The following is a 10,314-nucleotide window of genomic DNA, read 5'->3' as shown; positions in this document are numbered from 1 at the left end:
CACCCGCCCCGCCGAACTCCGCCGCCGTCGCGATGGTCCGCCGAAAGGTCTCCTGCTGGCTCGAATCGTAGAGGGTGGCCGCGGGGTGGACGCAGACGAGCACCCGGTGGGCCGCCCCGGCGAACCGGACCTCCTCGATGTCCCCGGCTTCCTTCGTCACCGCGACGTCGCGCCCGAGGAGGTGCTGGGAGGGAACTTTTCCAAGGGTAACGACGACCTCGGGGTCGATCCCGCTGATCTCGGTTTCGAGGTAGCCCCGGCAGTTGTCGAGTTCCTCGGTGTGCGGGTCGCGGTTCTCGGGCGGGCGACACCGCACACAGTTGGTGCTCCGGACGTCGCGGCGCGCGAGGCCCGCGTCCCGGAGCGCGTCGTCGAGCACGCTGCCGCTCCGGCCCACGCGGTCCTCCTGCTCGCCGGGTCCCTCCCCGACGAACACGACTTCGGCGTCTTCGGGTCCCGTTCCGTTCACGATCCGATTTCGAGAATCACAGAGGTCGGGACAGCGCTCGCAGGCCGTCACGTCGAGCCCATTCGTCTCGCCCTCGTCGCTGTCGGCGCTCACACGCTCCACACGTGGAGCGGCGGTTTAATCGCCCGGTTTGCGGACGGATTATTATCGTGGGCCCCCAAACCGAGCCATGCCAAAGTACTCCACCGGCGATTCGAGCGGCGGCGGGGATTCCTGTGAACTCTGTGGAAAGGAGACCGGCGACCTCACGACCGCCACCGTCGCGGGGGCCGAACTCGAACTCTGTCGGGACTGCGTCCCGCACGGCGAGACCACCACGGAGCGGCGGGAATCGGCCCACGACGAGCACGAGACCGAGGCCCAGCGCGAGCAGAACAGCCGACGGCGCGCGGCCCAGAACGTCGCGCGGTTCGCAGACGCGGGGATGGGTGACTCCACGCACTGGGAGGAGGAGGGCACGAACTACGACTCCGACCAACTCCCCTACCTCGTGTCGGGCTACGGCGACCGGGCACGCGAGGCGCGCGAGGACGCGGGGCTCGGTGTTGAGGAGCTCGCCGACGAACTCGACCTCGACGCGAACGACGTCCGGGCCGTTGAGGAGGGCGGGGCGGCGCGGGCGGGCGTCGGCGGCTCCGTCGTGGCGGCGCTCGAATCCCGGTTCGACGTTCGTCTCGTCGACGAGTAGCCGAGCGGGTGCTTTTTGCCGGCCCGCCGCCGAGGGCGGGGTATGAACCTCACCGCCGAACAGCGCGCGATCCGGGATACCGTCCGGGAGTTCGCCCGCGAGGAGATCCGCCCGGTCGCAGCGCGCGCCGACCGGGAGGAATCGTTCCCCGAGGCCGTCTGGGACGACCTCGCCGACCTTGACCTCACCGGACTGACGACCCCCGAGGAGTACGGCGGCTTCGACGCGGATTCGGTGACCTACGCGCTGGTGAACGAGGAGCTCGCGGGCGGCACCCTCGCGGTGGCGACCGCGCTTTCGGTCCACTGTCTCGCCACCTCCTGTCTCGCGGAGTTCGGGGACGAGGCCCAGCGCGAGCGCTGGCTCCCCGAGATGAGTTCGGGTCGACCCGTGGGCGCGTTCGCGCTCTCGGAACCCCACGCGGGCTCGAATCCTGCGGCGATGATGACGCAGGCGAAACCCGTCGAGGGAAGCGACGGCGAGGTCGATGCGTACGTCATCGACGGCGAGAAGCAGTGGATCACCAACGGCGAGCGCTCGGGCGTGGTGATCCTGTTCGCGAAGACCGACCGTGACGACGAGAGTACGATCACGCAGTTCGTGGTGCCGAAGGACACCGACGGTCTCAGCGTCGGGAAGAAGGAGGACAAACTCGGGCTTCGGGCGAGCGACACCACCACCCTGACGTTCGACGACGCGAGGATCCCCGCGGAGAACCGACTCACGGAGGTCGGACGCGGGCTCTCGGCGGCGCTCTCGATCCTGACCGGGGGTCGGATCGCCATCGCCGCCCAGTCCGTCGGACTCGCCCAGCACGCCCTCGACGAATCGGTCGCGTACGCCGGCGAGCGCGAGCAGTTCGGCGGTCCTCTTAGTGATATTCAGACCATCCGCCACAAACTCGCCGAGATGCGAACCGACACCCAGTCCGCACGGCTCCTCGTGCGGGACGCGGCCCGGCGGGCCGACGCGGGCGAGGACTATCGAGAAGCGGCGAGCATGGCGAAGTACGCCGCGAGCGAGACGGCGGTGTCGGTCGCGAACGAGGCGGTGCAGATCCACGGCGGCTACGGCTACACCACGGAAGGTGGGGTCGAGCGGCTCTACCGCGACGCCAAGATCCTGCCGATCTACGAGGGGACGAGTGAGATTCAAAAGGACGTCATCGCTCGCGAGGTCCTGGACCGATGACCGACGAACGCGTGGCCGATCCCGGCACCGTCGAGATCCCCGCGGACGTCGAGGCGGTCGTCTACGACCTGGATGGCACCCTGGTTCGCCTCGTGGTCGATTGGGCCGAACTCGACACCGAGATCCAGGCTGTCCTGCGAGAGGAAGGCCTCGACCCCGGTGACCGCGACGCGTGGGACCTGCTCGACGTGGCCGAGGCGGCGGGGGTCTCCGGTGTGGAATCGATGATCGCGGCCGCCGAGCGCGACGGCGCACACGCCTCGACCCGGCTCCCGCTCGCCGACAGCATCGACCATGGGCTGCCGACGGGCGTCTGTTCGCTCAACTGCGAGGCGGCCTGCCGGATCGCGCTCGACGCTCACGACCTCGCCCAGCACGTCGACACCGTCGTCGGCCGGGACTCGGTGGCCGAGCGAAAACCCGCACCCGAACCGCTCCTCACGGCGATCGAGGGTCTCGACGCCGACCCGGCGCGAACGCTGTTCGTCGGGGATTCGGCGAGCGACGAGACGACCGCCGACCGCGCCGGGACGCGCTTTTCCTACGTCGGCGACGGGCCGACGACCCTCTGAATCACTCCCTCGTCATCCGGCGGGCGTAGCCGTAGACCGCGAGCGCGACGAGCACCCAGACCACCGCACCGACTCGGACCGCGAACGAGACCCGTGACTCCCAGGAGGCGAGCGGCGTGCCGACCGAGAGCGCCGCCACGATGGGTGCGCCGACCACGATGGTGAGCACGAACGTGGTCTGCATCACCCAGCCGTAGTCGACCCCCTCGGGGTCACTGGTCTCGACGAGTTCGGGCACTGGGGGCTCATCGGGCCGCGAGCGCATAAACCCGTCCGATCGGGCCGGTTTGGATACGTTTACCCCGGCGGCCGGTGGAGGATCCGCCATGCCGACGACAGTCAGGGAGTTCCGGGCGGGCGACGCGCCGCTCACGATGGTGACCGCCTACGACGCGCCGACCGCGGCGGCCTGCGAGGCGGCGGGGGTCGACGCGGTGCTGGTCGGCGACAGCATGGGCAACGCGGCGCTCGGCTACGACTCGACCATCCCCGTGACGGTCGACGAGGTCGCCTCCCGAACCGCCGCGGTCGCTCGCGCGACCGACGAGACGCTCGTGATCGCTGATATGCCCTTCCTGAGCTTCGGGGTGAGCGAGGCCGAGAGCATCGAGAACGCGGGCCGGATGATGAAGGAGGCGAACGCCCACGCCGTCAAACTCGAGAGCGGCCCGCACACCGTTGCCCTCACCGAGCGGCTCGCCGAGCTCGGGGTTCCGGTGATGGCCCACCTCGGGCTCACCCCACAGAAGGTCAACCAGCTGGGTTACGCCCGTCAGGGAACGTCCGAGGAGGCCGCCCGGGAGATCGCCGACCTCGCGACCGCCCACGCCGACGCGGGCGCGTTCGCGCTGGTGCTCGAACACGTCCCCGCGAACCTCGCGGCACAGGTCACCGCGGAGATCGACATCCCAACCATCGGCATCGGCGCGGGCCCCGACTGCGACGGCCAGGTGCTCGTGGTGAACGACGTGCTCGGGACGAGCAACCGGCTGCCACCGTTCGCCGAGGCGTTCGGCGACGTCAAGCGCGAGATGGACAGTGCACTGTCGGCGTACGTCGAGGCGGTCGAGACCGGCGCGTTCCCGGCCGAGGAGCACAGCCACGTCGAGCGCGACCTCGACGACCTCTACTGAGACCGGCGAAGTGTGCCGCACGGTCGCGAAAAACAGTTCGTGGACGGGTCGAACGGCCGAGTGACGCGGGGAGGCCGGGTTACGGTCGCGAGAACTCGATCGCCGCGCCCTGCCCGAAGCCGACGCACTCGGTCGCGATCCCGCGGTCGACGTCTCGCTTTGCCATCTCATGGATCAACGTCACCGGGAGACGCGCGCCGCTCGCCCCGAGCGGGTGGCCGATCGCGATCGCGCCGCCGTTGACGTTGAAGATATCATCGTCGATGCCGAGTTCGCGCTGACTGTAGAGGGTCTGTGAGGCGAACGCCTCGTTGAGTTCGACCAGCCCGTAGTCGTCGATCTCCCGGCCGACGCGGTCGAGCAGCCCTCGCGTGGCGGGCACGGGACCGATACCCATCACCTCGGGCTCGACGCCCGCGACGTTGTTGCCCCCGACCTCGGCCAGCACGTCGAGCCCGTGGTCGTCGGCGAACGCGCGGCTGGTGATCAGCGTCGCCGCCGCGCCGTCGGAGACCTGCGAGGCGTTGCCCGGCGTCACCGTGCCCTTGGATTTGAAGACGGTGGGGAGGTCGGCGAGCTTCTCGGCGGTGGTCCCCGGCCGAAGCCCCTCGTCGGTGTCGATCGTCTCCTCGCCGTTGTCGACGGGAACGATCTCGTCGTCGAAGCGGCCCTCCTCGGTTGCTTCGACCGCGCGCTGCTGGGAGCGGGCCGCGTACTCGTCTTGGGCCTCGCGGGTGACGTCGTAGCGTTCGGCGACCTCCTCGGCGGTCATCCCCATCTGGAGCGCGGCCACGTTGTGGTTCTCGTTGAGCCGCGGATGCATGTTCTGTGAGTTCTGTCCCATCTTCACCCGGCTCATGCTCTCGACCCCGCCCGCGAGGACGGCGTCGCGCTGGCCCGCCCGGATCGCGTCCGAGGCCGAGATGATCGACTGGGCCGAGGAGGCACACCAGCGGTTGATCGTCGTCGCGGGGACCGACTCGCCCAGATCCGAGAGCAGCGAGATGACCCGCGCGACGTTGTTGCCCTGCTCGCCGCGCTGCTGGGCACAACCCCACATCAGGTCGTCGACGTCGTCGCCCGCGAGCCCCGTCTCGGCGAGGATCTCGTTGATCAACGGGATCGAGAGGTCCTCGCTCCGGACCTCCGAGAACACGCCGTCCTCCTTGCCCTGGGCCGTTCGATACGCCGCAACGACCACCGGAGTGGTGTCGGCCATACCCCCGTTTCGGGGCCGAATCCGGTTAAATCCCACCTAAACTCGCCGTTCTTTCATTGTGGTTTACGCGACCCGAGCCGCGCTTCGACGGTCTTATTCGTTCGGAACCGCTAACGGCCCGGAATGAGCAGTTCGGAACTGGACGTCGTCGAATTTCTCCTCACGACGCACATCTACAACAACGACCGCGACCGCGACCCCGACGACCTCCCGCCGGCCTACCGGCGCGCGCTCTGGGACGGCGGCGGGATCGAGCGCCCGCTCACCGCGAACGAGACCAACGCCCGCGAGGCCACCGGCGTCGGCGACCCGTGGGGGGCGGTCTCGGGACTGATGTTCACCGACCACGACGACTTCGCGGGCTCGATCACCCTCTCCGAACACGAGATGGCGACCGAGTGGTTCGCCGACCGCGCCGACGCCGACCGGCTGCTGGCGAACCCGACGCTCGCGGCGGCGGTCGACGTCGAGGGGGTCGACTACGAGACCGCCCGCGAGGCGAACCGGCCGATGCACGCCGACCGCGTCTGGATCGACAGCCTGCTGGAGGAGTACTTCGACGAGGAGGAGGACGAGGAGATGCTCGACCTCGTGGAGATCCGCGCACCCGAGGAGGTCGAGATGACCCTCGACGACCTCGTGCTGACCGCGGACCAGAAGAACGAGATCCAGAAGATAATGAAGGCGATCGAACACCGCGACTACCTCGCCCAGATCGGCCTGCGCGAGATCGGGAAACTCCTCTACGTCGGCCCGCCGGGAACGGGCAAGACCACGACCTCGCGGGCGCTCGCCCACGAACTCGATCTCCCGTTCGTGGAGGTCAAACTCTCGATGGTGACGAGTCAGTACCTAGGTGAGACGGCCAAGAACGTCGAGAAGACCTTCGAGGTCGCCAAACGCCTCTCGCCGTGCATCCTCTTCATCGACGAGTTCGACTTCGTCGCCAAGACTAGGAACTCCGACGAACACGTCGCGCTCAAGCGCGCGGTCAACACCCTCCTGAAGTCGATCGACGAGATCAGCCTGATCAACGACGAGGTGCTCCTCATCGGCGCGACCAACCACCCGGACCAGCTCGACGCGGCGGCGTGGCGGCGCTTCGACGAGATCGTGAACTTCCCGAAGCCCGACTCGCTGATGCGTTCGGACATCCTCCGGATCATCACCCAGGAGATGGAGATCGAGGACTTCGACCCCGAGGCGCTCGCCGCCGACACCGAGGGTCTCACCGGCAGCGATCTCAGACTCGTGCTCCGCGAGGCGGTGCTCGACGCACTGACCGAGGAGCGAACCGTGCTGACCCAGGCCGACCTCGAAGCCGCGGTCCAGGACTTCGAGGAGCGCGATAGTTTGAAAGACCTCGACATGATCGAGGGCGACCACGACGCGCTCGTGGCCGGCGGCGACATCAGCGCCGACGGCGGCGGTCACGACCACGACGGACACGACCACGATCACAGTCACGACCACGACCACTGAGATGGAGGTCACGCTGCTCGGGACCGGCGACACCACCGGGACCCCGACGGTGGGCTGTGACTGTGAGACCTGCACGGCGGCCCGCGAGCGCGGCGTCGAGCGGAGCCGGTTCTCGGTTCACGTCCGCAACGAACGAACGGACGAATCGCTCCTGATCGACTGCAGCCCGGACTTCAGACACCAGTTCCTCACGAACGACGTCGCCCTGCCCGACGCCGCCCTGATCACCCACATCCACTTCGACCACGTCGACGGCCTCGGCAACGCCTTCCGGGTGCTCTCGGACCTGCCTGTCCACGCCGCGAACGAGACCGACCCGAAGACCGGCGAGAGCGTCGCCGAGGGCGTGGCCGACCGGTACGACTACCTCGACCAAGTCACGGTCCACGGCCACGCCCCCTTCGAGTCGTTCGAGGTCTGTGGCCTCTCAGTGACGCTGGTCCCCGTCGAACACCCGCCGCTCGTCTGTTACGGCGTCGTGATCGAGTCCGCGGACGCGAAGCTCTCCATCACCGGCGACACCAACTTCGGGATCCCCGACGAGTCGCGCGCACGCCTCGCCGACCCCGACCTCCTGCTGGCCGAAGCGATCGTTCCCGCGTCGATGTGCGAGGGCCACCCCGCCGGCGGCGACCACTACGACGGGGAGGGAGTGCCCCGCACGTTCGCCACCAAACACATGACCCGCGAGGGCGCGCTCGCGCTGGCCGACGAACTCGACGCGAGCGAGACGCGACTGGTCCACACCGCCCACTTCTACCCAGTGGAGGAAGCGTTCGAGGAACCGCTCGCGGTCGACGGCGAGCGTTACGAGCTCTAATCGAAACCCTACGTCGCGGAACTCGACGCCCGGTTCAGGGACCTGACCGCTATCGCGCCGAGCACGAGGTCGAGCGCGAGCAGGATGGCGAGCGACGGGAGCAGGACGTTCCAGACCCCACCGAACGCCGTGATATCGAGCACCGAGGGGACGTTCTCCCCGAGCATCAGGACGCGCGCGGCGTCGACGCCGTAGGTGATCGGGTTGACCGTCGCGAGGGTTCTGACCCAGCCGGGGAGGACGCTCACCGGGAGGAACGCGCTCGACACGAAGAGGAGGGGGAACTGGAGGAGGTTCGCGCCGATGATCGTCGACTCCTGGTCCCGCGTCACGAGCGCGACGATGTTCGAGAAGGCCGTGAACCAGATCGCGAAGACCACCGCCACCACGACGACCCCGACCGCGCCGAGGAAGCCGGTTCGGATGTAGCTCCCGAGCGACCCACCGGTGTCGAGCCAGACGAGCAGGTAGCCGAGCCCGAGGATGATGACCGTCTGGATCACGATCCGGACGACCTCGGAGAGCGCCTTCCCGAGGAACATCGCACCGCGGTTGATCGGTGAGACGAGGACCTTCTCGAACATCCCGTTCTCCATGTCGTCGACCAGCCCGATCCCGGAGCCGGCGGCCGCCACCAGCGCCGACTGGATCACGATCGCGGGCACGAGGTAGGTGACGTAGCTCACGTCCTCGCCGAGCGCCTGGGTCAGCGCGCCGCCGGTGACCTGCCCGAAGACGGCGGTGAAGAGCACGAGGAAGAGGATCGGCTGGACCAGCGAGCCGAAGATCACGAACGGGTTGCGGGTGGTCTTGACGATCCAGCGTTTGAGGTTGATCCAGACGTCCGTGAGGAAGCCGTTGGAGTGGGTGGTCCGGCGGGCGCTTCCGGCGGCCCCTGTCCCGGCTTCGGTGTCGGTTTCGACCGAGCCATCCGCCGCCGTCATCGAGCAGCCCCCGACGCGACGGGTTCGGCCTCGGTGGATCCCTCGTCCGCGTCGTCTGCATCCTCCGCGGGTTCGCCGGTGATGGCGAGGAAGACGTCGTCGAGCGTCGGGGATCGGATGTCGAAGCCGGTCACGGTGAAGCCGGCATCACGGAGTGCGACCAGGAGGTCGGTGCCCGCCCGACGGGCGTTCTCGGCGGCGATCGAGAGGCCGTCCTCGGTGGTCTCGATGGTTCCGTCGGCGAACAGACCGGACTCGTGGGCCACCTCGCGGGCGCGTTCTTTCTGGTCCTCGGTCGCGTCCTCGATGGTGACTTCGAGCACGTCGCCGCCGACCTGGGATTTGAGCGCGTCGGGCGCGTCGGTGGCGACGATCTTGCCGTCTTGGATCACCGAGAGCCGGTCACAGAGCTCGTCGGCCTCTTCGAGATACTGGGTCGTGAGGAAGACGGTGGTGCCCTGGCGGTTGATCTCCCGGAAGTACTCCCAGAGGCGGATCCTGGCCTTCGGGTCCAGTCCCGTCGTCGGTTCGTCGAGGAAGACCAGCGGCGGTTCGTGAACCAGCGCGGTCGCCACGTCGAGGCGTTTCTTCATCCCGCCCGAGAACTCGCTCGCCTCCTTGTCGGCGACGTCGGCCAGGTCCACGAGGTCGAGGAGTTCGTCGATCCGGTCGGCGCGCTCGGCGCGCGCCACGCCGTAGGCCTCGCAGGCGAAGCGGATGTTCTCGCGCGCGGTGAGTTCCTCGTCGACGCTGGTGTGCTGAGCCATGTAGCCGATCGACTCGCGAACCGACTGGGCCTCGCTCGCCACGTCGAAGCCGTTGACCGTTACGGTCCCGCCGGTCGGGCGCAAGAGCGTGGTGAAGGTCTTGATCGTCGTGGTCTTGCCCGCGCCGTTGGGTCCCAAAAATCCGAAGAACTCGCCCTCGGGCACCTCGAGGTCCACCCCGCGGACCGCCTCGGTGCCGTCGGCGTAGGTGACGACGACGTTCTCGGCATCGATCGCGCTCATGCGAACCGAATGACAGGCAGTGGTTTAAGCGCCGCGCCGGTCCCGCGCGAGGAGGGCGTGCCGGGGGTCGCATCAACCGGTGAACTGGTGGTACTCCATCCCGGGGTTCTTGAGCTCGTTGTGTTTGCGTTCGAGGTAGGAGTAGACCGCGCCGTGGGGTGCGCCATCCAGAATCATCTCGACCGCGTTTCGGACCACCTCGACGGCCTGCGGGAGGCCGATGATCCCCACCGTCGTCCCGTAGATCACGACCGAGGCTCCCGAGAGCTCCTCCATCAGCTGGCGGGTCCGGCCGTTCTCGCCGATCAGGCGGCCCTTCTGTCGCGTGAGGTCGTTCTTGTTCCGGGTCGCGGACTCGACGTCGACGATCTGGAGGGTCATCACGTCGTCGTCGAGCAGCGTCAGCGCCTCCTCGGGCGCGAAGCCCCGGCCGATGGCCTTCACGATGTCCGGGCCCTTGAGCCCCTGTACCGGGTCGCCGACGGTCTCGACGCCGACCGAGCCCGTCTCGGAGTCGATATCGAGCCGGATCTCGGCCTCCTCCTCGATCTCGCGCATCGTCGCGCCGCCCTCGCCGATCAGCACGCCGATACGGTCCTGCGGAATCGTCACGTGTTGCATGCGCCCGCTACGGAATAGACGGGTTTCAATTCTTCGCAGCGGGCGAGATGGGGGATCCGAGATGTGCTCGACGAATATCCACAGCCGGCGAGCGGGTGCGGTGCCGTCACGGACGGCGCGCGCTCGTCGCCTGTGTGCGAACGGCGAGGTCCTCGCTTCGCTCGG

12 protein-coding genes are annotated in these 10,314 nt (G+C 68.3%); 6 read left to right on the top strand and 6 right to left on the bottom strand.

Features of this window, described 5'->3' with window-relative positions; all coding sequences use genetic code 11:
* Nucleotides 1–562 (bottom strand): uracil-DNA glycosylase family protein (locus tag D3261_RS16970; RefSeq protein WP_147464989.1); only part of this gene is annotated, 562 nt, incomplete at its 3' end.
* Nucleotides 563–638: 76 nt separating this feature from the next.
* Here D3261_RS16970 and D3261_RS16965 point away from each other — a divergent pair.
* The 3 genes from D3261_RS16965 to D3261_RS16955 are packed head-to-tail and all read left to right on the top strand — an operon-like array spanning nt 639 to nt 2,920.
* Nucleotides 639–1,157: a multiprotein-bridging factor 1 family protein gene (locus D3261_RS16965; RefSeq protein ID WP_120074414.1), complete on the top strand. Its 519-nt coding sequence runs from the start codon at nt 639–641 to the stop codon at nt 1,155–1,157.
* Nucleotides 1,158–1,199: 42 nt separating this feature from the next.
* The gene (locus D3261_RS16960; RefSeq protein ID WP_120074412.1) at nt 1,200–2,348 is read left to right on the top strand and encodes an acyl-CoA dehydrogenase family protein; all 1,149 of its coding nucleotides are present in this window, start codon (nt 1,200–1,202) and stop codon (nt 2,346–2,348) included.
* Entirely contained in the window at nt 2,345–2,920 is a 576-nt protein-coding gene (locus D3261_RS16955) for an HAD family hydrolase (RefSeq protein ID WP_120074410.1), read from the top strand. Before D3261_RS16960 ends, D3261_RS16955 begins: the two co-directional genes overlap by 4 nt.
* Nucleotide 2,921: 1 nt before the next feature.
* Here the strand turns inward: D3261_RS16955 and D3261_RS16950 are convergent, their stop codons facing one another.
* A complete protein-coding gene (locus tag D3261_RS16950) occupies nt 2,922–3,158 on the bottom strand; it encodes a DUF5822 domain-containing protein (RefSeq protein WP_120074408.1) in 237 nt (78 codons plus the stop codon).
* A gap of 88 nt (nt 3,159–3,246) precedes the next feature.
* Between D3261_RS16950 and panB the strand changes: the two genes are divergently transcribed.
* On the top strand, nt 3,247–4,053 hold the full coding sequence (gene panB, locus D3261_RS16945; RefSeq protein WP_120074406.1) for a 3-methyl-2-oxobutanoate hydroxymethyltransferase: 807 nt from the start codon (nt 3,247–3,249) through the stop codon (nt 4,051–4,053).
* A gap of 79 nt (nt 4,054–4,132) precedes the next feature.
* On the opposite strand, the gene D3261_RS16940 is transcribed toward panB, so the two are convergent.
* A complete protein-coding gene (locus D3261_RS16940) occupies nt 4,133–5,272 on the bottom strand; it encodes a thiolase family protein (RefSeq protein ID WP_120074404.1) in 1,140 nt (379 codons plus the stop codon).
* 123 nt (nt 5,273–5,395) lie between these two features.
* Here D3261_RS16940 and D3261_RS16935 point away from each other — a divergent pair, with 123 nt between their 5' ends.
* A complete protein-coding gene (locus D3261_RS16935) occupies nt 5,396–6,754 on the top strand; it encodes an ATP-binding protein (RefSeq protein WP_120074402.1) in 1,359 nt (452 codons plus the stop codon).
* Nucleotide 6,755: 1 nt separating this feature from the next.
* A complete protein-coding gene (locus D3261_RS16930) occupies nt 6,756–7,574 on the top strand; it encodes an MBL fold metallo-hydrolase (protein WP_120074401.1) in 819 nt (272 codons plus the stop codon).
* Between the two features lie 8 nt (nt 7,575–7,582).
* On the opposite strand, the gene D3261_RS16925 is transcribed toward D3261_RS16930, so the two are convergent.
* From D3261_RS16925 to D3261_RS16915, 3 genes are all read right to left on the bottom strand, one after another.
* Complete coding sequence (locus D3261_RS16925; protein WP_120074399.1) at nt 7,583–8,518, bottom strand: ABC transporter permease; 936 nt, start codon at nt 8,516–8,518, stop codon at nt 7,583–7,585.
* Nucleotides 8,515–9,528 (bottom strand): ATP-binding cassette domain-containing protein, encoded by a 1,014-nt coding sequence (locus D3261_RS16920; RefSeq protein ID WP_120074397.1) that lies wholly within the window; start codon nt 9,526–9,528, stop codon nt 8,515–8,517. Before D3261_RS16920 ends, D3261_RS16925 begins: the two co-directional genes overlap by 4 nt.
* 72 nt (nt 9,529–9,600) lie before the next feature.
* On the bottom strand, nt 9,601–10,149 hold the full coding sequence (locus tag D3261_RS16915) for a pre-rRNA-processing protein PNO1 (RefSeq protein WP_120074396.1): 549 nt from the start codon (nt 10,147–10,149) through the stop codon (nt 9,601–9,603).
* Between the last annotated feature and the right edge of the window lie 165 nt (nt 10,150–10,314).

The sequence above is a fragment of the Halococcus sp. IIIV-5B genome, from assembly GCF_003602035.1.
GTDB classification, from domain to species: domain Archaea; phylum Halobacteriota; class Halobacteria; order Halobacteriales; family Halococcaceae; genus Halococcus; species Halococcus salsus.
Note: the sequence above shows the minus strand (reverse complement) of the source record. Positions and strands in the feature narration are given on the sequence as shown.

Coding starts and splice junctions, on each gene's coding strand:
- panB (WP_120074406.1), top strand. CDS start 3,247: ATGCCGACGACAGTCAGGGAGTTCCGGGCGGGCGACGCGCCGCTCACG.
- D3261_RS16930 (WP_120074401.1), top strand. CDS start 6,756: ATGGAGGTCACGCTGCTCGGGACCGGCGACACCACCGGGACCCCGACG.
- D3261_RS16920 (WP_120074397.1), bottom strand. CDS start 9,528: ATGAGCGCGATCGATGCCGAGAACGTCGTCGTCACCTACGCCGACGGC.
- D3261_RS16940 (WP_120074404.1), bottom strand. CDS start 5,272: ATGGCCGACACCACTCCGGTGGTCGTTGCGGCGTATCGAACGGCCCAG.
- D3261_RS16935 (WP_120074402.1), top strand. CDS start 5,396: ATGAGCAGTTCGGAACTGGACGTCGTCGAATTTCTCCTCACGACGCAC.
- D3261_RS16960 (WP_120074412.1), top strand. CDS start 1,200: ATGAACCTCACCGCCGAACAGCGCGCGATCCGGGATACCGTCCGGGAG.
- D3261_RS16925 (WP_120074399.1), bottom strand. CDS start 8,518: ATGACGGCGGCGGATGGCTCGGTCGAAACCGACACCGAAGCCGGGACA.
- D3261_RS16965 (WP_120074414.1), top strand. CDS start 639: ATGCCAAAGTACTCCACCGGCGATTCGAGCGGCGGCGGGGATTCCTGT.
- D3261_RS16955 (WP_120074410.1), top strand. CDS start 2,345: ATGACCGACGAACGCGTGGCCGATCCCGGCACCGTCGAGATCCCCGCG.
- D3261_RS16915 (WP_120074396.1), bottom strand. CDS start 10,149: ATGCAACACGTGACGATTCCGCAGGACCGTATCGGCGTGCTGATCGGC.